The sequence below is a fragment of the Halorubrum sp. B52 genome (assembly GCF_059752555.1).
This window is the reverse complement of the sequence record NZ_MWTG01000009.1, coordinates 521,099-539,440: the sequence shown is the minus strand read 5'-3', so window position 1 is coordinate 539,440 and position 18,342 is coordinate 521,099. Positions and strand designations below refer to the sequence as shown.

General features: G+C 71.3%; 22 protein-coding genes. 10 read left to right on the top strand and 12 right to left on the bottom strand.

The window, feature by feature from the left end:
• Nucleotides 1–69: 69 nt before the first annotated feature.
• The 3 genes from B4V04_RS11265 to B4V04_RS11255 all read left to right on the top strand — a co-directional run bounded on the left by B4V04_RS11265 (nt 70) and on the right by B4V04_RS11255 (nt 1,798).
• Nucleotides 70–489, top strand: a complete 420-nt coding sequence (locus B4V04_RS11265) for a DUF8159 domain-containing protein (protein WP_498231673.1) — start codon at nt 70–72, stop codon at nt 487–489.
• Nucleotides 486–1,421 (top strand): alpha/beta hydrolase, encoded by a 936-nt coding sequence (locus tag B4V04_RS11260; protein ID WP_498231671.1) that lies wholly within the window; start codon nt 486–488, stop codon nt 1,419–1,421. The genes B4V04_RS11265 and B4V04_RS11260 overlap by 4 nt, the downstream gene beginning before the upstream one ends.
• Before the next feature lie 65 nt (nt 1,422–1,486).
• Entirely contained in the window at nt 1,487–1,798 is a 312-nt protein-coding gene (locus B4V04_RS11255) for an MTH1187 family thiamine-binding protein (protein ID WP_498231669.1), read from the top strand.
• A gap of 18 nt (nt 1,799–1,816) precedes the next feature.
• On the opposite strand, the gene B4V04_RS11250 is transcribed toward B4V04_RS11255, so the two are convergent.
• The 4 genes from B4V04_RS11250 to B4V04_RS11235 all read right to left on the bottom strand — a co-directional run bounded on the left by B4V04_RS11250 (nt 1,817) and on the right by B4V04_RS11235 (nt 5,381).
• Nucleotides 1,817–3,325 (bottom strand): RtcB family protein, encoded by a 1,509-nt coding sequence (locus B4V04_RS11250; protein WP_498231668.1) that lies wholly within the window; start codon nt 3,323–3,325, stop codon nt 1,817–1,819.
• 117 nt (nt 3,326–3,442) lie between these two features.
• Nucleotides 3,443–3,970, bottom strand: coding sequence for a hypothetical protein (locus B4V04_RS11245; RefSeq protein WP_498231666.1), 528 nt, complete (start codon nt 3,968–3,970; stop codon nt 3,443–3,445).
• A gap of 68 nt (nt 3,971–4,038) precedes the next feature.
• Nucleotides 4,039–4,527 (bottom strand): archease, encoded by a 489-nt coding sequence (locus tag B4V04_RS11240; protein WP_498231664.1) that lies wholly within the window; start codon nt 4,525–4,527, stop codon nt 4,039–4,041.
• The gene (locus tag B4V04_RS11235; RefSeq protein ID WP_498231662.1) at nt 4,524–5,381 is read right to left on the bottom strand and encodes a DUF502 domain-containing protein; all 858 of its coding nucleotides are present in this window, start codon (nt 5,379–5,381) and stop codon (nt 4,524–4,526) included. Before B4V04_RS11235 ends, B4V04_RS11240 begins: the two co-directional genes overlap by 4 nt.
• Before the next feature lie 133 nt (nt 5,382–5,514).
• On the opposite strand from B4V04_RS11235, the gene B4V04_RS11230 reads away from it, so the two are divergent.
• From B4V04_RS11230 to hmgA, 3 genes are all read left to right on the top strand, one after another.
• Nucleotides 5,515–5,988, top strand: coding sequence for a GNAT family N-acetyltransferase (locus tag B4V04_RS11230; RefSeq protein WP_144797788.1), 474 nt, complete (start codon nt 5,515–5,517; stop codon nt 5,986–5,988).
• Between the two features lie 87 nt (nt 5,989–6,075).
• A complete protein-coding gene (locus B4V04_RS11225) occupies nt 6,076–6,873 on the top strand; it encodes an inositol monophosphatase family protein (RefSeq protein WP_498231660.1) in 798 nt (265 codons plus the stop codon).
• Nucleotides 6,874–6,940: 67 nt separating this feature from the next.
• Nucleotides 6,941–8,164: a hydroxymethylglutaryl-CoA reductase (NADPH) gene (gene hmgA / locus B4V04_RS11220; protein WP_498231658.1), complete on the top strand. Its 1,224-nt coding sequence runs from the start codon at nt 6,941–6,943 to the stop codon at nt 8,162–8,164.
• Between the two features lie 28 nt (nt 8,165–8,192).
• On the opposite strand, the gene B4V04_RS11215 is transcribed toward hmgA, so the two are convergent.
• The 3 genes from B4V04_RS11215 to B4V04_RS11205 all read right to left on the bottom strand — a co-directional run bounded on the left by B4V04_RS11215 (nt 8,193) and on the right by B4V04_RS11205 (nt 11,570).
• Complete coding sequence (locus B4V04_RS11215) at nt 8,193–8,510, bottom strand: DUF2250 domain-containing protein (protein ID WP_498231656.1); 318 nt, start codon at nt 8,508–8,510, stop codon at nt 8,193–8,195.
• A gap of 96 nt (nt 8,511–8,606) precedes the next feature.
• The gene (cofH, locus tag B4V04_RS11210; RefSeq protein ID WP_498231655.1) at nt 8,607–10,037 is read right to left on the bottom strand and encodes a 7,8-didemethyl-8-hydroxy-5-deazariboflavin synthase subunit CofH; all 1,431 of its coding nucleotides are present in this window, start codon (nt 10,035–10,037) and stop codon (nt 8,607–8,609) included.
• 591 nt (nt 10,038–10,628) lie between these two features.
• A complete protein-coding gene (locus B4V04_RS11205) occupies nt 10,629–11,570 on the bottom strand; it encodes an HFX_2341 family transcriptional regulator (RefSeq protein WP_498231653.1) in 942 nt (313 codons plus the stop codon).
• 198 nt (nt 11,571–11,768) lie between these two features.
• Here B4V04_RS11205 and B4V04_RS11200 point away from each other — a divergent pair, with 198 nt between their 5' ends.
• Nucleotides 11,769–12,245 carry a 50S ribosomal protein L11 gene (locus B4V04_RS11200; RefSeq protein WP_144797800.1) on the top strand — a complete coding sequence of 159 codons (477 nt, stop codon included), beginning with the start codon at nt 11,769–11,771 and terminating at the stop codon, nt 12,243–12,245.
• A gap of 58 nt (nt 12,246–12,303) precedes the next feature.
• On the opposite strand, the gene B4V04_RS11195 is transcribed toward B4V04_RS11200, so the two are convergent.
• Nucleotides 12,304–13,026: a DUF4013 domain-containing protein gene (locus B4V04_RS11195; protein WP_498231651.1), complete on the bottom strand. Its 723-nt coding sequence runs from the start codon at nt 13,024–13,026 to the stop codon at nt 12,304–12,306.
• Nucleotides 13,027–13,128: 102 nt separating this feature from the next.
• On the opposite strand from B4V04_RS11195, the gene B4V04_RS11190 reads away from it, so the two are divergent.
• A complete protein-coding gene (locus tag B4V04_RS11190) occupies nt 13,129–13,416 on the top strand; it encodes a DUF8072 family protein (protein ID WP_498231649.1) in 288 nt (95 codons plus the stop codon).
• A 35-nt stretch (nt 13,417–13,451) separates the two neighbouring features.
• Here the strand turns inward: B4V04_RS11190 and B4V04_RS11185 are convergent, their stop codons facing one another.
• Together B4V04_RS11185 and B4V04_RS11180 are read right to left on the bottom strand one after the other, a co-directional pair.
• Nucleotides 13,452–13,913: a universal stress protein gene (locus B4V04_RS11185; RefSeq protein ID WP_498231647.1), complete on the bottom strand. Its 462-nt coding sequence runs from the start codon at nt 13,911–13,913 to the stop codon at nt 13,452–13,454.
• A gap of 84 nt (nt 13,914–13,997) precedes the next feature.
• Nucleotides 13,998–15,917 (bottom strand): ATP-binding protein, encoded by a 1,920-nt coding sequence (locus B4V04_RS11180; RefSeq protein ID WP_498231645.1) that lies wholly within the window; start codon nt 15,915–15,917, stop codon nt 13,998–14,000.
• 125 nt (nt 15,918–16,042) lie between these two features.
• On the opposite strand from B4V04_RS11180, the gene B4V04_RS11175 reads away from it, so the two are divergent.
• Entirely contained in the window at nt 16,043–16,378 is a 336-nt protein-coding gene (locus tag B4V04_RS11175) for a DUF7113 family protein (protein ID WP_498231644.1), read from the top strand.
• A 61-nt stretch (nt 16,379–16,439) separates the two neighbouring features.
• A complete protein-coding gene (locus B4V04_RS11170; RefSeq protein WP_498231642.1) occupies nt 16,440–17,147 on the top strand; it encodes a DUF2270 domain-containing protein in 708 nt (235 codons plus the stop codon).
• A 36-nt stretch (nt 17,148–17,183) separates the two neighbouring features.
• On the opposite strand, the gene B4V04_RS11165 is transcribed toward B4V04_RS11170, so the two are convergent.
• Nucleotides 17,184–17,375: a hypothetical protein gene (locus B4V04_RS11165; RefSeq protein ID WP_144797814.1), complete on the bottom strand. Its 192-nt coding sequence runs from the start codon at nt 17,373–17,375 to the stop codon at nt 17,184–17,186.
• A 95-nt stretch (nt 17,376–17,470) separates the two neighbouring features.
• Nucleotides 17,471–18,223, bottom strand: coding sequence for a helix-turn-helix domain-containing protein (locus B4V04_RS11160; RefSeq protein ID WP_498231640.1), 753 nt, complete (start codon nt 18,221–18,223; stop codon nt 17,471–17,473).
• Nucleotides 18,224–18,342: the final 119 nt, after the last annotated feature.

The following is an 18,342-nucleotide window of genomic DNA, read 5'->3' as shown; positions in this document are numbered from 1 at the left end:
GAGCGTTTCTCTCGCCGCGAGCGACGGCCGCGCCGGTAGCGATTTATTCCGTCCGGACGACCGTCCCGTATGACCGGCGACGAGCAGACGGCCGATGTGGAGCCGGCGCTCCGCAGCTACGGGATCAGTGTCGAGGAGATCGACGGCGGCGACCCGCTGGATCTCACGTACATGACGGCGTTCCCCGGCCGCGAGGTGCACCACGGCGAGATGGGGCGCGCCCTCAACGCGCTCATCGACCGCGCCGAGGCGGACGAGTGGGACCCCGTCCGGGTCGAGGCGACGGTCGTCCGCGCGCCCGGCGACGTCCTCGGGACGTGGCGCGCCGAGCCGGAATGGTTCGAGGCGCTGGCCGCGTACGAGATCTCGGAGACGGAGTTCTCGACGCGCGTGCTGGAGACGCTGTCGCACGCGGACGAGCCCGCGGCGGACGACGCCGACCAGCCCGACGACGGGACCGACCCCGCGGAGTCCGGGGACCGAACGTGACCCGCAGAAACCCGGTGAACCGCGCGCAGCGCCGGCTCGACCGCCCGCCTCGCGAGCGGTTCGCCACCCGCGCGCTCGCGTTCGACGGCGACGGCGACACCTGCCGCGGCACCCTCTATCTGCCGGGCGGCGACGACGACGACCCGCCGGTCGTCGTGATGGCGCCCGGCCTCGGCGCGGAGCGGACCTTCGGCTACCCGGCGGTCGCGGAGCGGTTCGCCGACGCGGGCTACGCCGCGTTCCTGTTCGACTACCGCGAGTTCGGCGCCTCCGACGGCGACTCGCAGGCGGTCCACCCCGCGGACCAGCGCGCCGACTACGCGGCCGCGATCGACCGCGTCGGCCGCGTCGACGCCGTCGGGCGCGAGCTCGTGCTCTGGGGCGCGTCGCTGTCGGCGGCGCACGTCCTCACGCTCGCCGCCGAGCGCGCCGACGTCGACGCCGCGATCGGCGCGGTCCCGATGCTCGACGGCCGGGCGATCGCCCGGCGCCGCGGCGCGAAGTACCTCGCGCGGTCGGGGGCCGCCGGGCTCCGCGACCTGATCGGTCATCGGTTCGGTCGCGGGCGGTCGGTCCCGATCGTCGGCACTACCGAGGAGCTCGCGGCGATCACGGAGCCGGGGACGAAGCGGAAGTACCTCGACCTGGTCGACCGGGAGTCGACGTGGCGCAACGAGACGCCGGCGCGCTCGCTCCTGCGGGTCGCGAACTACCGACCGGTCGAGCGGCTCGGCGAGATCAGAGCGCCGACGCTCCTGTTGGCGGGGACCGACGATGCGATCGTCGACAGCGAGGCGGTCGTCGACGCGGGCGAGGCCCTCTCGCGCGGGACCGTCGTCACCATGCCCGCGGACCACTTCTCCCCGCTCGGCGAGGACTTCGAGCCCGCGGTCGGGCATCAGCTGTCGTTCCTGCGGGACGCCCTGGAGTAGGAGGAGTCGACGCGGGCCCTCCCGGCTCGCCCGTTTTTAAATAACGTCGGCGCGAATCCCCGGCCATGACCACTGTCGCGCTGTTGAGCGTCGCACCGGTGATCGAGGGGAGCATGGCCGGCGAGGTCGCGAAGGCCGTCGCCGCGCTCGACGAGTTCGACGTGAGCTACGAGACGAACCCGATGGGCACGGTGATCGAGGCCGACGACGCCGAGACGGTGTTCGCCGCGGCCGCGGCCGCCCACGACGCCGTCGACGGCGACCGCGTCTCGACGGTGCTGAAGGTCGACGACAAGCGGACCGCGGAGACGACCGCCGCGGAGAAGGTCGAGGCCGTCGAGGAGGTGCTCGGTCGAGAGGCGAAGCGGGAGCGCTGAACGGGGACCGGCCCCCGACTACCCCTTGATGTTGCAGACGGGGAACGTCCGCGCCACCTTGTCGCCAATTCCCAGCTCGTCGCTGACGCGGATCACCTCGTCGATGTCCTTGTAGACGCCGGGCGCCTCCTCGGCGATGGTCGCGCCCGACTGCGCCTTCACGAAGATCCGCTGGCCGTCCTCGAGGTCGTCCTGCACGTCGCCGCCCCAGAACTCCTGTTTCGCCTGCGTCCGGCTCATCAGCCGCCCGGCGCCGTGGGCGGTGGAGCCGAACGACACCGACATCGACTCCGCGCCGCCGCGGAGCACGTACGAGCCGGCGCCCATGCTCCCGGGGATGATTACGGGCTGACCCACGCCGCGGTACGTCTCGGGCACGTCCTCGTGGCCCGCGGGGAACGCGCGCGTGGCGCCCTTGCGGTGGACGTACAGCTCCCGATCCGCGCGGTCCACGGCCGCGTCGCCCACAGCGGGGCGCCCGTCCGCGTCGACGCCGACCTCGTGGGTCTCCTTCTTCGCGATGTTGTGCGCGACGTCGTACAAAAGCTCCATCCCGAGGTCGTCGATCGGGTCGGCGTCGAACACCTCGCCGAACGTCTCGCGGGCCTGGTGGGTGATGAGCTGGCGGTTCACCCACGCGAAGTTGATGCACGCACCCATCGCGCCGTAATACTCCTCGGCGAGCTCCGAGCCGGCGGGCGCGGCCGCGAGCTCCTTGTCCGGCAGCGAGTCGAGGAGGTCACCGTGCCCCTTCTCGATCCGGCGCAGGTAGTCGTTGCAGGTCTGGTGGCCGAGCCCGCGGCTCCCGCAGTGGATCAGGACGACGATCCCGTCCTCTTCGAGCCCGTACGCCTCGGCGACCTCGGGCAGGAACACGTCAGTGACGCGCTGGACCTCGAGGAAGTGGTTCCCCGACCCGAGCGACCCCATCTGGTTGCGCCCGCGGTCCATCGCCTTCTGAGAGACGTACTCCGGCCGCGCGTCGGGCCGTCGCCCCTCGTCCTCGCAGCGCGCGAGGTCGCTCTCGATCCCGTACCCCGCCTCGACCGCCCACTCGACGCCGCGCTCTAAGGCGCCCTCGATCGCGTCGGCGTCGCCCTCGATCACGCCGCCGCCGCCGAGCCCGGAGGGGATCGCCTCGAAGAGCGCGTCGACGAGCTCCTCCTCGCGGCCGCGCACGTCGTCGTAAGTGAGATTAGTTTTCACCATTCTGACGCCGCAATTTATGTCGTAGCCGACCGCTCCGGGGGAAATACAGCCGGTCCGGGCGTCGATCGCGCCGACGCCGCCGACGGGGAAGCCGTACCCCTGGTGGCCGTCGGGCATACAGAGGGCCGGCTCGACGATGCCCGGGAGGTGCGTCGCGTTCTTCAGCTGCCGGAGCGAGTCGTCCTCGCCGATCTCCTCCAGCAGCGACTCGCTGGCGAGGACCCGCGCCGGGACGTTCATGTCGCCCTCGCGGGGGATCTCCCAGACGTGCTCCCGCACCTTCTCCAGTCGGATCCCGTCGAACTCGCGCGTGGTCATACGCCGACGTTCGGCGCGGGGAGGCAAGGGCGTTGCGAGAGGCGGGCGCGGGCGTCCCGGCGCGGCGACTCGCTCGCGGCGAGGCGGCGTCGACCGCGGCGGGCGACGGCCGCCGCGCTACCGGTCGACGGGATCGAACGGCAGCCAGCCGATCGCGCCCTCGGCGAGCGTGAGCGCGGCGAAGACGCGGCCGAGCACGAGCCCGTAGATCAGGTGCGCGACGGCGATCACCGCGCCGAACTCGAAGCTCTCCGTGAGCCCGGGGACGGGCAGCGTGGGGACCGGAAGCGACGTCGCCCCCTCGAGCGCGATCGCGGTCGGCAACAGCAGCCCGCCCGTGATCACCCCGAGCAGCGCCGAGTGGACGACCCCGAGCGAGAGACACCCCCCGACGTCGGCGCGGAGGTCGTCGAAGAAGTCGCGGTCGAAGACCGCGACGAACAGGGCCCCGAAGAGGGAGCTGTTGAACAGGTGGACCGCCCACCCGGCGAGGACCGTCTCGACGCCGACGAGCGCGCCGATCGTCGGCATGAGTCCCAAGACGCCGTGTAACACCACGCCCATCGCCACGCCGGCGACGAGACCGGCCAGCGCGCCCGAGCGCCAGCGGCGGTCGGTCGACTCCGCGCCCTCGATCTGTGACATACGGTAACAACGCTCTCGACACTCATAATCGTTTTCCCGGATCTCTTCCGCTCGGGTTTGTATCCCCTTCAAACGTCGAATACGACGTACGCGTACCAGCCGTCGTCGCGGGGTTCGAGCGTCATCTCGGAGTAGGTGACCGCCTTGATCTCGCGGGCCGCCACGTCGCCGAGCGGGACCCCGCGGGCCGTCGCGTCGACGGTCCACGTGTCGGGGGCGTCCGTCGCCGCATCGTCGCCGTCCGCCGGGAAGTCGTCCGTCGCCGCACCGTCGCCGTCCGCCGGGAAGTCGTCCGGCCCCGAGACCGAACACCGGTGGTCGGCGGGAAGCACGAGCCGCACGTCGCGCTCGTAGATCAGCTGATCGAGGTAGTCGAACAGCAGCGCCTCGCGGCTCTCGGCGCGCACGGACAGCGAGAAGCGGTCGCCGCTCTCGGGGACTTCCTCGCAGCTCGCGGCCGCGAGCCCGTCGGCGACCGCCTCGAACAGCGCCGACAGGGTCGGCGCGGTCGCCTCGACCGCCACGTCGGCGGTGTGGTCGCGGAGCGCGAAGCTCACGGCTCGTCACCCGGGCCGTCGTCGGGCGCGATCCGCTCGTCGCTCCGCCCGCCGCGGTCGTCGCTCCGCTCGCCGCTCGTCCGGTCGGTCTCCTCGTCCGGGCGCTTCGCGGCGTCCGACATCGAGGAGTGGTACGAGTCGATCCGGCCCCCCTGACCGGCGTCGCGGACCTGCGCCGGCGACACGCCCTCGGCGTCGGCCGCGGCGCGTTCGAGGGCGACGCCGCTCGTCACCAGCGCCCGGATCCCCTGCTCGACGCTCAGGTCGACGTCGACGATGCGGCGCTCGGGGACGAACAGGACGTGTCCTCCCATCACCGGATTCGGAGCCATCGGCATGAACAGCGTCCGCATCTCCTCGCTCTCGGTCGGGCCGGCGACCGCGTCCGGCGTCTCGCTCGTGACGAACGCGAGGGTGTAGACGTCTTTCGTCGGGAACTCGACGAGGACCACCTCCCGGAAATTGCCGCCGTCCGACTCCAGCATGGCGTCGCTCATCTGTCGGAACCCCTGGTAAACGGAGCCGACGCCCGGTATCTGCTCGATCGCGTAGTCGGCGTAGTCGACCGCGCGCTCGCCGTACCGCGTCGACTCGACGGCGACGCCGATGAGGAGGATCGTCCCGACGAACACGACCGGCGTGGCGACCTCGATGGCGACCTCGCGGTCGACCGGGAGCGTCGACGGCGGCAACAGCGGCAGGATCGCCGTGGAGAAGGCGTCGAGGTAGTCGTAGATCGCGTTGAACACGAACCCCAGCACCGCGAGCGTGATGACGGAGGGGACGATGACGGCGACGCCGGTCAGCAGCGCCCGCCTGAGGCGCCCGCGGTCCGGCGGGGACTCGACAGCCATTATCGGCATCACGGCCGACTCGACCAAAATGCTTCCGTCGTCGGACGGGTCCGTCGAGACCGCGAGCCCGCCCGACCGCAACCCTCCCCGGTGGCGGTGGAGTTATATTCCGCTGGCCTGTTAGCTCCTTGCAGTGAGCGTCAACGTGGAGAAACGGACGGATCCGCCCGGGACGTCCGACCACGCCGCCGCGGCGTGGGACCTCAAGGAACGGATCCGGACCGAGGAGGGGGTCCTCCGACAGCGACGCGGCTTCTTCACCGACGCCTACCGCCGCTCCACGACGCACCTCCTCGTCGAGAACGACGCGCTCGTCGCGTTCGCCTCGGTCCGCCGCGACGGGTACATCCTCTTTCTGGCCGTCCATCCCGACCACCGGGGGCGAGGACACGCCGAACGGCTCGTCGCCGACGTCGCCGAGGACCACCGATCGGTCACCTGTCACGCTCGGACGACGAACGAGCGCGCGCTCGGCTTCTACGAGCACCTCGGCTTCGAGGTCGTCCGGCGGATAGACGACTACTACGAGGACGGCGGCGACGCCTACTACCTCAAGCTCGGCGGCGAGTCGCTCCGCGAGCGGCTCTCCGGGATCGTCGGGCGGTAGGCCGCTCGTCCGTCGGACGGTAGGCGCCTCGTCCGCCCGGCGCCCGCCACCGGAACGCGTTTCAGTTCCCCCGTCGAACCGGGCCGCGTGACCGATCACGACCAGGTCGAGGCGGTCGCGCGGGCGGCCGTCCTCGCCGGCGGCGCGGAGCTGCGCGCCCGGTACCGGGACGGCGACGCCGAGGCCGAGTACGGGGCCCACGACGTGAAGGCGGCGGCCGACGTGGCGGCCGAATCGCGGATGCTCCCGGTGGTGCGCCGGGCGTTCCCGGAGCACGCGGTGTTCGCCGAGGAGGCGGGCGAGTTCCCCGGCAGCGAACCGTACCGGTGGATCGTCGACCCCCTCGACGGCACCAACGACTTCGCCGCGGGCCTGCCGACGTTCGCGTCGTCGGTCGCGGTCCTCCGGGACGGAGCGCCGCTCGTCGCGGCGGTCCACCTACCCGCGACGGACGAGACGTACGTCGCCCGCTCCGGCGAGGGCGTCCGGTACGACGGCGAGCGCGTCACGGCCGCCGACGCGCGGGTCGCTGCGGGCGGCGAGGGCGGCGTCGCAGGCGCCACGGTCGCGACGATCGTCGGTCGGGACGTGCCCCGCGACCCGGCGCTCGCGGCCGAGGCCGACGCGGTCCGTGACGCGCTCGACGACCGCGTCAAGCGCGTGCTCGACAGCTGGGCGCCGACGGTTCACTCCGGCCTGTTGGCCCGCGGCCGGCTCCAGGGGCTCGTGCAGTTCCACCCGGACGAGGAGGAGCGGGCGGTCACGGAGCTGCTCGCGGCCGAGGCCGGCGCCGCGATTCGGCGGGAGGGAGACCTGTACGTCGCCGCGGCCGACGAGGCGACGCTCGGGGAGCTGTGGGCGGCGCTGGACGAGGCCGACCGCTGAGCCCGGAGACGAATCGGTGACCCCGAAAACCGACAGCCATTAGCACGCGCCGCGAGGAGTCGCGGGCATGACCGACCCCACTCCCGCGTCGCTCGCGGCGCGCGTCCGCGACGGCGAGATCCGGTTCCACGAGCTCGAGGAGCACGCCGACGCCGACACGGCCGCGGCGGCCCGCAGGCGCCTCGTCGCGGAGACCGCGGACGCCGACGTCGACGTGCTGGGCGAGTACGCGTTCGACGCCGCCGACGCGCACGGCTCGAACATCGAGAACATGATCGGCGCCGTGCAGGTGCCGCTGGGCGTCGCCGGCCCCGTCTCGGTCGACGGCGGCGCGTTCGCCGGCGAGCGCTACCTCCCGCTGGCGACCACGGAGGGCGCCTTGGTCGCCTCGATCAACCGCGGCTGCTCCGTCGTCAACGACGCCGGCGGGGCGACCGCGCGGGTGACGAAGAGCGGGATGACCCGCGCGCCCGTCTTCCGCGTCGCCGACGTCGCCGAGGCCGAGGCGCTCGTCGCGTGGGCCCGCGACAGCGAGGACGCGCTGCGGGAGGCCGCGGAGTCGACGACGAGTCACGGCGAGCTGCTCGACGTGACGCCGTACGTCGTCGGCAACAACGTCTTCCTGCGGTTCCGCTACGACACGAAGGACGCGATGGGGATGAACATGGCCACCATCGCGACGCGGGAGGCGTGCGACGTCGTCGAGGCGGAGACGGACGCCGCCCTGGTCGCGCTCTCCGGGAACCTCTGTTCGGACAAGAAGCCCGCCGCGATCAACGCGGTCGAGGGGCGCGGCCGGTCGGTGAGCGCCGACGTCGAGGTCCCCCGCGAGGTCGTCGAGGACCGGCTCCACACGACCCCCGAGGCGATCGCCGAGATCAACACCCGGAAGAACCTCGTCGGCTCCGCGAAGGCGGGCGGGCTCGGCTTCAACGCCCACGTCGCCAACGCGGTCGCCGCGATGTTCCTCGCGACCGGACAGGACGAGGCGCAGGTGGTCGAGGGGGCGAACGCGATCACGACCGCGGAGGCGACGCCCGACGGCGACCTCTACTGCTCCGTGTCGCTCGCGAGCCTCGAGGTGGGCACCGTCGGCGGCGGGACGAAGCTCCCGACGCAGGCCGCCGGGCTCGACGTGCTCGGCGTCCGCGGCGGGGGGGACCCGGCCGGCAGCAACGGGGACGCGCTCGCCGAGGCGATCGCGGTCGGCGCGCTCGCGGGCGAGCTCTCGCTGCTGGCGGCGCTCGGCTCCAGACACCTCTCCTCGGCGCACGCGGACCTCGGGCGGTAGGTCCTCTCGTCGGCGCGTCTCTTAAAGATCAGTCCGACCACGGCGCGCAGTCGTCGCGGAGCGCGTCGCGGCCGTCGTCCGTGATCCGGTACACCGTCTCTCCGGTGACCCGGGCCACGAGTCCGAGCGCTTCGAGCGCGTCCAGCCGCGACTCGACGTGGTCGACGTACAGCCCCGTGTTGCTCGCGACGAACGCCGGGTAGTCGGTCCCCGCGTCGGCGAGGTACGCCAGCACCCGCTCGTCGGAGCGCGTGAGCGCGACCCCCGGGCGGTCCCGGTCGCCGTCGCCCTCCTCGGCCTCGGCGTCGCTCCCCGAATTGGGGGTCGGTACGTCTGACGCGGGCATATTAGGTGTGCTAACGCGTACCACACTGAAGAGTATTCCGGTGGTTCCCGGCCGCTGAGAGGCGCCGAAAGGCGCGAGCCGCATCCGGCGCCCGCCTCAGTCGTCGGCCCCGACCGACTCGCCGCCCGAGCCCGGGCCGTCGGACGACCGGTCCGGCAGCATCGGAGAGCCGTCGGCTCGGGGTCCGAGCCGCGGGCCGTGCGGGCCGTCGTCGGGGTCGATCCGGCGCCGGGTGCGGTAGTCGGTGGAGCGCTCCACCGGGGTGCGACCGATCGCCGCGATCATCTCGACGTAGTCGTCGAACGAGCGGTACTCGCCGTACTCGCCGCCGGCGCGCTTCGTGATCTCCTCCGAGAGGATGGTGCCCATGAAGTCGTCGGCGCCGCAGTTGAGCAGCTTCAGGCCGTGGGCGTCTCCCGACTTCACCCACGAGGCCTGTACGTGGTCGACGTTGTCTAAGAAGAGGCGCGCGACCGCCACCACGAGCTCGTCCTCGTCGCGCGAGGGGCCGGAGTCGACGACGCCGTGGCGGTACAGCGGCGTGTTCTGATGAATGAACGAGAGGGGGACGAACTCCGTGATCCCGCCGGTTCGGTCCTGGAGATCCCGGATCACCTTCAGATGTTCCGCGCGGTGCGCGACCGTCTCGACGTGGCCGTACATCATCGTCGAGGTGACGTCGAGGCCGGCCGCGACCGCGCCCTCCATCGCCGCCACCCAGTCGTCCGTGCGGATCTTCCCCGGGCAGATCACGTCGCGCACCTCGTCGACGAGGATCTCCGCGGCGGTGCCGGGCGCCGAGTCGAGGCCGGCGGCCGCCAGTTCGCGGTACACCGCCTCGTACTCCCAGTCGGTGCCGCGGGCGGCGTGGTACGCCTCCTCCGGCGTCATCGAGTGGAGGTGGACCCCGCCGACGGACATCGCCTCGATCTGCTCGACGTAGGTCCCCGGGTCGGTGTCGTACGCCTCGGGCGGCTTGTAGTTCACCGCGCTCTCGGGGTCGTCGTAGCCGGCGAGGAGCTCGTGGTGCTCCTCGTTCAGCGCCAGGGCGGGGTGGAGCCCGGAGACGGAACACACCTCGTAGATCCCCATCTCGAGGGCGTCCTCGACGATCCGCCGGGACTCCGCGGGGGGCTTCGTGAACCCGGCGTGGTCCGCGTCGCTGTCGGCCTCGAAGGCGTGCGCGGAGTCCTTGAAGTTGCAGAACAGACAGCCCGTGTTGCAGGCGGTGGTGACGTTGTTGTTGAGGTTGGCGACGAACGTCACCTCGTCGCCGACCTCGTCGCGGCGCCGGCGGTCGGCGGCCTCGAGGACGGCCTCCTTCCGGACCGGGTCGATCCCCGCCCGGTCGGTGCCGGTCGCGAGCAGTTCGGTCGCGTCGTCGACCGTGAGCCGCGTCCCGTCGCGGGCCTTCGCCAGCGCGTTCTCGAACGACTGGTCGGTGGCGGGCTCGGCGAAGCCGAAGTCGTCCCGGTCGAGCGCCTCCGCGTCGGAGGCGTCAGCGTCGGGATCCCGAGCCGAGGTCATGGGGTAAGCGTCCCCGCCCCACGAATAAAAACGGGACGGTCACGGCACCCCCTCTCAGAATCGTGACGCGGGACGCTCGTGCGGAGCGCGGCGGGAGCGGGGCTTCGAACCGCCGATGGCGACGTGGTAGAGATATCGGCGAGAGGCGCTCGATTTCGTATTTAAATAACCGCGGTGGCGCGCGCCTCCGAGTGGCCGAGAGGCCACGAGGAGCGCGTGCGAGGGACGCGGCGACCGGAGGGAGCCGCGAGGCTGGGGAGGCGTGAGGTGCGGTCGCTGTACGGGCGGGACTCAAAGGGGCAGCCGCGAGGACGGCGCAGGCGTTCACGAGAGCTCCGCTCTCGTGAGCCAATCAGAACGCAAAGCGTTCTGATGACGACGTAAGCACCGCAACGAGGGAGCGAGAGCGACCGAGTGAGGCGCGCAGCGAGCGTGCGCCGTCCTCGCGGCTGGGGCTTTGGAGGTATTCCCCGCCGATACGGTGTCAACCGTGTATAACCGAGCGGCTGGGGCTTTGGAGGCGTTCACCGCGTCAGCAACGGATTATAAATAAACAGCCGTGATTCGAAGCACGACCGCAGCAATCCCGAGTTATCGCGCCAGTTCTCGGTCCTCGTCCGCGTGCGCTCGGACCCAGAGCTGGCCGATCCGCGAGAGCGTCGTCCGGTAGGACTTCCCGCGCTCCTCCTGTTCGATGTACCCCTTCCCGCCGGGGCCGAGCCGGTCGACGTTGTAGATCACCTTCGAGCGGAACGAGTCGGTGTACTCCTCGTTGAGGTCGGCCGCGAGCGTCTCCGCCAGCTCCGAGACGGAGGCGAACTCGCCGTGCTCGCCGAGGGTGAAGAGCACGAGCTCCTCGAACGGCTTGACGTTCTGGAAGGAGGCGACGGGCAGCTCGATCACGTGGCTGTCGCCGATGCGCTTCGCGCCGATGGTGGTGCCACGCTCGTCGAACTCCTCTAACAGGTCCGTCGTCGTCTCGAGCCGGTCGGCGACGCGGCCGTCGTCGATCGCGTCGCCGTCGACCGCGTCGCTCTCGACCAGCTCGCGCAGAAGGTCGCGGTTCGCGCGCAGCTCCTCCGCGAGCTCGGTCTCGAGGTACTTCTCGGGGGCGGTGTAGTAGGTGTGGATCCGGTCGCGGTCGTCCTGCCGCTCGACCATGATCGAGTGGGCCGCGGTCGCGAACGCGAACGAGACCGGCCGGGGCATCGAACAGAGGTTCACCCACACTTCGCGCTCCTCGGCGCCGTCGCCGTCCCGGTCGAGCTCCGCGTTGATCAGGTCGAAGGCGCGCTCGAAGGCGGCGTCGTAGTCGTACACGTCGGTCAGTCGCTCGCGGACGGTCTCGGCGCCGAGCAGGCTTCGGAAGTCCTGTTCGAGCTTCCGGGCGATGTTCCGCGAGTACTCGACGTTGGCCTCGCTGCCGACCGTCCCCTCCAGGAGGATCACCCGGTCGACGTCGAACTGGTCCCGGATGAGCGGGGCGATCATGCGGTCGTAGTCGAAACCAACCGGAACGATGTGGGTGCCCATACGGGAGTCGTAACGCTGCCGCTTATAAAAGCACCAGCCACCGACGGCGACCGCTCGCGACGTCCGCCTCCGATTCGACCCGGCTCGCGTCTCGCGAACGTGCCCGTCGCGTCCGCTCGGTGTCCGAGGTATGCGAACCGCTGGCTCCCCCTACCCGAAAGAACAACCGTTAAAAGTCGTCACCGGGTTCGTACGGACATGGCTGGAACTATCGAAGCGCTCGTCCCCGGCGGGCAGGCCAACCCCGGCCCGCCGCTCGGTCCCGAGCTCGGGCCGACGCCGGTGGACGTACAGGACGTCGTGGCGCAGATCAACGACGAAACCGCCGCGTTCGACGGGATGGAGGTCCCCGTCACGGTGGAGTACGACGACGACGGCTCGTTCACCATCGAGGTCGGCGTCCCGCCGACGGCCGAGCTGATCAAAGACGAGGCCGGGTTCGAGACGGGCTCCGGCGAGCCCCAGAAGGACTTCGTCGCGGACATGTCGATCGAACAGGTGAAGAAGGTCGCCGAGCAGAAATCGACCGACCTGCTCTCGTACGACGTGAAAAACGCCGCCAAGGAGGTCGGCGGCACCTGCGCCTCTCTCGGCGTCACCATCGAAGGCGAGGACGCCCGGACGTTCGACGACCGCGTCGACGCCGGCGACTACGACGACGTCCTCGACGCGTAACGCGACCGTCGACGCTTTTTGCTGCGTTCCGATGCGTTCGTTCCGTTGTTGAAGCCGCCTACACCGCGGGCCGCTCCGCGGGCTCGGTGTCGGTCGGTTCGGCCGCGACGGGCCGCACGTCGGCCCACGTCCAGCCGATGACGGCGGCCGCGGCGACGAGCGCGTAGAACTGGACGAACAGCCCCGCGATCGTCCCGAGCACCGGCACGACCGAGAGCACGCCGACGGCCAGCGCGCCCGCGAGGACGACGACGGCGGCCGTGAGCCAGCCGGTCGCGTACGCCCGCTTCGTGACCACGGTCCAGAGCGTCCCGACCGCGAACCCGTCCCCGACCCGTCCGGAGTCGGCGACGGCGGCCAGCGCCGCGGGGGTCACGTACAGCCCGGCGAGCGAGACGACGAGCGCGGCGAGCGCGAGGAGCAGCGCGAGCGCGCCACCGATCAGACCGCCCAGCAGGCCACCGTCGCCCCCGCCCGAACCGATCACGGCCGCCCCGACGCCGAAGACCGCGGCGACCGCGAACACGAGGAGCGGCAACAGCGAGTAGACGAGCGTGACCGCGAACGCCTTCGCTCCCTCGACGAGCAGGTCGCCCCACTCTTCGAAGATCGGGGGCGCGTCGTCGCCGTCGGCCGTCCGCCGAAGGACCCGGGAGACGTAGCCGAGCACGAGGATCGACGGGACGACGAGCGGGCTCGCGAGCAGGAGCACGCCGCCGATCAGGACGGTCACGACGGCGTCGTCGCCGTCGCGCAGGTAGTCGAGTGACGCGGATATCATTGGTGATCCTACATATAGACGCGTTGAAAGGACTTAAAGGCGTACGGTGGCGGTTCGGGGACGGACCGCGGTTTTATTTCCGCACCGCGCCGACTCGGGACCATGCCCGATCTCCACCCGATCGCGAAGCGGATCCACAACGTCCAACCGCGGCCGGTCCGCCTCACCCTCGACGACGGCGAGACCGGCGTCTTCGAGTTCTCCTCTACCGAGTTCTTCCAACGGGAGTTCCGCGGCGAGGGGGTTCGCACCGACGCCGACGGCGACGCCGAGTTCCGACTGATCACCTCCGAGGACCACGAGTCGGTGCTGCTGGGCCGGTCGGGACCGGACGAGGAGGGTTGGACCGTCGTCGGCGAGATCGTCGAGGCCGAGCGCGCTGAGGAGTGAGGGCGTCCGCGCGCTGATAGCCGCGTTTCCGTCGTCTACCGCACGACCGTCACGGGCACCTCGGCGCGGCGGACGACCGCCTCGGCGACGCTACCGAGCAGGATCCGCGAGAGCCCGGTCCGGCCGCGACTCGCGAGCACGACGTGGTCGAACGGCTCCCCGGTCCCCTCCGACCCGTCCTCGTCGCCGACGGCGGCCTCGCCGCCCGCGACCGCGAGGATCGTCGCGGTCGGCCGTCCGACCTCCAGTCTGGCGTCGACGTCGCGGTCCACCGCCTCGGTCGCCTCGCGGAGGATCCGCTCGCCGCGGCCCTTGGCGCTGTCGTACCACTGATCGACCGCGCCCGGGAACCCGCCCTCCGCGCCGGTCGTCGAGTCCGCGGGGTTGATCACGTGGAGCGCGGTCAGGTCGGCGTCCGGCCATTCCTCGGCCGCGAACCGTAGCGCCTCGGTCGCCTCCGCCGAGCCGTCGACCGCCACCAGGATCCGTTTGGTCATACCGGCGCTTCTCGGTCCGGCTTGAAAAAGGGCGACGGCGGATCCGGCCGGGCGGAAAGCCGAGCTCGCCCGGCCGCCGCTCGCCTACTCGCCGTGGCGCGTCACGCACTTCGAGAGCCCGATCAGCTCCACCGGTTCCGAGTTGTCCGGCGAGTACACCACCATCTGCCCCTTCTCCATGTACGGGACCTTGCCGGCGAGGTTCGAGGGGATGTTGACGCTGCTGATGGCGTCCTCGTCGCCGAGGTTGAGGACGATCTTCGTGTTCACCTGTTTAAAAACCGACTCCGCGACGTCCTGGGGGTCCTGCGTGATCAGGAAGAGGCCGAGCCGCTCTTTCCGGCCCTGCTTGGCGGCCTCCGTGAACTTCTGGACGACCTTCCGGGCCTGCACGTTGTCGGCGTCCGCGAGGAAGTTGTGCGCCTCGTCCATCCCGATCAGCAGGGGCGTCTCCTCGATCCGGTCGCTGTCGGGGTCGTTCGAGAGCTTGTCGTCGACGAGCAGCCCCGCGACCGCGAGCACGACGATCTCCTTCTGCCGGGAGGTCGGCAGGTGATAGGTGGGCACCACGGAGAGGCCGCCGGGCCGGACGAGCGTGTGGTCCAGCTCCGTGATCGGCTTCGCGTCCTGGTCGAAGACGCCGCCGGGGACCGCCCGGACCCGCCGTTTCACGGCGTCGAACGTCGCCTCGTGGACCCGGCCGCTCTCGTCGAGCTCCTCTTTCAGCGCCGGGTCGTCGAGGTACGAGAGGAACTGGCTGTACGTCCCCGAGTCGCCGTAATCGTTGAAGAATCGGTTGAGGAGGGTCAACAGCGCGGGGTACTGGTTGTCGTTGAGCCCGGAGCCCGCGACGAGCCACGGCATGTCCCGCGCGAGCGAGAACGGGATGGTGAACTCGACGCGCTCGGCGCGGTGGCCCTCGCCGGGGTACGTCGCGTTCGCGACCCGCGGCACCAGCGCGACGGTGTCGTCGTGGCCGCCGTGAGCGATGCCCTCTCGGTCCAGCCGTCGAGCGAAGTCGGCGTCGAGGTCGGGGTTGTCGTCGTGCATCTGCGCGTACTCGTCCTGCGGGTCGAACTGGACGACCGCCATCCGCGACTCCCGGCCGTCGCCGGTCGGGTAGGTGCGGTCCGAGTCGAGGTACTGCCGGAGGACGTTCTTGGAGGCGTGGGTCTTCCCCGACCCGGTCCCGCCGGCGACGAGGGTGTGCCGGAACGCGAGCGGGTCGCCGTCGGCGTAGTCGTCCTTCACCCGGTAGTCGACGGTGGGCGGCTCGGCCGCCGTCCGGACCTTCTCGCCGCCGACGGAGAGGTGGCCGAGGAAGACGCCGTCCTCGGGGATCTTCAGCCCGGTCTTGATCTCGGCGTCGTCGGACGCCTCCTCGACGACCGCGCCCGGCTTCGGCACCCGGTCGGTCATCCGGCGCTTCATCTCGTCGCCCTCGCCGTAGACGACCGACATCGGCTCCAGCTCGGCCATGAACTTGTAGTCGCGCTCGGCGAAGTCGTCGCGGCGCATCTGCCGGCGCGCGTGGATCTCGGTGGCGTCGTCGGAGCGGAACTCCTGGGCGTACTCCAGCCCCGTGATCCGGCAGAACAGCCGCTCGCCGTCCGGGTACGGCACGAGGAGGTACTTCCCGAGCCGGACCGCCTCGCGGTTCCCCGTCGTGACGAACGCCTTCAGCGTCGTCTCGTCGTCCTCCTCGGCGACGCGGAGCCCCTGCGAGACGGAGACGACGCCGAGCCCGACGTCCTCGCCCGCCGGCTCCACGTCGTACGCGGCGAACCCGGCGTCGTCCGCCTCGTCGCCCTCGCTCCCCGCGGCCATCGCGCGACCGCCGTCACCGGTCGCCGCGCCTCCCGGGGCCGCCCCCTCCGCTCCGGGCGCGTCGTCGGCGTCGCCGGCGGCGGCGTCCGGCGAGCCGGAGTCTTCGGGCTCTTCGGCGGCGTCTCCCCCGCCATCGCCCTCGTCGTCGGTGAACTCGGTGAAGTCCTCCAGCGTCATGGACGAATCAGCGGTCGCCACGCCGAAAGCGTTTCCCCCTCCGCGTCGCGTCGGGCGTCCCGGGCGTCTCGGGCGACTCGCGCCCGTCGCGGGCCCCTTTTCCGCGTCGGGGCCCTACCGGTGGTATGATACTGGTTCGCGGCAGCGGCGGGGGCACCGAACTCACCGGAACGGTGTTCGAGCGCGGCGAGGACCCGCCGACGTACAAGGGCGCGCCCGACGAGGACGCCCCCTACGTCTGGGTGTGCGACTCCTTCTACCAGGTCGAGAGCGGCGGCTCGGCGCTCACCGTCGACGGCGAGGAGATCCGCGTCGCCTTCGAGGAGCCGATGCCCCGCGGGTTCGACACCAAGTCGGCCGCGCTCGACGCGGCCGAGGAGCACGTCCGCACGCAGTTCGCCCGGATCGGCGTCGACCCCGCCGACGTCGAGGTCGAAGTGACGAAGGCGGGCCCCGCCTGAGGCGTCGCCGCACCGCGCTCTCGCATCGGGGTTTACCCGTTCGGACCCGGTACGGGGACGTATGTCCGAGCCACCGGAGGACTTCGATCCCGGGTCGCGGGAGGAGCGCGAAGTCGCCGCCGAGGCCGCCGGCGACCGCTCCGACCTCCTCTCGCTCATGGCCCACACCTACCGCGGCGAGCTCGGACGGACGGGTTCGTGGCGGACTCGTATCGACCGGACGACGAACTGGGCGGTCGTGGTGACGGCCTCGCTGCTCACGTGGACCTTCTCCAGCGAGTCGCGCCCCCACTACGTGCTGCTCATCGGACTCGTGATGCTCAGCGTCTTCCTCGGGATCGAGACCCGCCGCTACCGCATGTTCGACGTCTGGCGGTCCCGCGTCCGGCTGCTGGAGGAGAACGTGTTCGCGAACGCGCTCGATCCGGAGGGCGTCGAGCAGTCGAACTGGCGGAAGCTCCTGAGCGAGGACCTCCGCGAGCCGACGATCAAGACCCCGACCGTCGAGGCGATGTCCCGGCGCCTCTATCGGGTGTACGCCCCGCTCCTCACCGTCCTCATCGCCGCGTGGGTCGTCCGGCTCACGGTGTTCACGCCGTCCGGGAGCGGCGTCGTCGCGACCGCGGCGATCGGCGCGGTCCCGGGCGCGTTCGTGCTCGCGATCGTCGGCGGGTTCTACCTCGCCGTGCTGGCGCTGACGCTGCGCCGGGCCCCGAGGCGGGCGAAGGGCGAACTCCAGGCCGCGGAGGACGCCGAAGAGTGGAAGTGATCGGCCCGCGGGGCGTCCCGCGCCGCCGAGACGGCCTCACTCCTCGTCGTCGGGCGCGGAGACGCCGAGCGGGAGCGACTCCGGCGGCTCCGCGTCGCCGTCGAGCCCCTCGTAGGCGTCGTCGATGAGGCGGGAGAGCTGGGTCTCGGGCGTCACGCCGCGGGCGGCCGCGAGCGCCGCGAGCCGCTCGTACTGCTCGGTCGGAACGGACACCGAACCCTCGGTCATACCCGTCGCTGGTCGCCGTAGCTACAAAAGCGTTGCTCGGAGGGCGCCGTCGTTCGGTTCTCTCGTCTTCCGCGCTTCGTTCGCCTTCCGCCGCTTCACTCGCCTTCCGCGCTTCGTTCGCCTTCCGCCGTCGCGCCGCTCTCGCGACGGGTCTGATCTGTCCGCCCTTCGAACCGGTCGAAGAGGGCGTTCATCACCGTCGACTCCGCCCGGGAGAGGTGCTCCCACACCGTCGTCGACCCGAGCCCGAGCTCGTCGGCGACGTCCTCGACCCCCACGCCGCCCCCGTGGTCGTAGTAGCCGACCGCGATCGCCGTCGCGAGGACCTCTCGCTGTCTCGGCGTGAGCCCGTCGAGGATGCCCGACGCCGGCAGTCCCGGGGGGCGCTCGATCGACGCTAGCTCGACGTTGCGCGCGAGCTCGACGTCGTTGCCGCCGCGCTCCAGCTCGCGGAGCACCGCCGCGAGGTCGTCGTCGGCCTCGATGTACACCGTCCACCGCTCGATTCCGCCGGCGATGGTCGTCCCGGTCCGGTAGTGGATCCCCATCTCCGAGAACCGCTCGCGGATCCCGTCCCACCCGTCGCCGTCGATCACCACCGCGACGTACGCGTGGTCGCCGGTGACCGGCGACAGCGGCTCCGCCTCGACGACGTCGGCGGCCGCGCGGAACTCGTCGACGAACGACTCGATCTCCGCGGTCGGCCCGCGGAGCTCCACGATCCGCTTCCGCTCGCTCCCCCGACCGGTCATCGACGAGACGGACCGCATCGTCACCTCCGGGTGGCGAGCGCTCACCTCGGACTCCGGCCCGCCGCGGTGGCGGATCCGGAGGGTCACTTCGCGCATACCCCAGAGTGGGCGCCGACGTTCAAACGGTTTCCGGACGATTTCGCGGCCGCGCGGGACCGCGACGGGGCCTCGCGAAGCCGCTTCCCCTCGCGGCTGCCGCGGGCTTATGAGCGCGC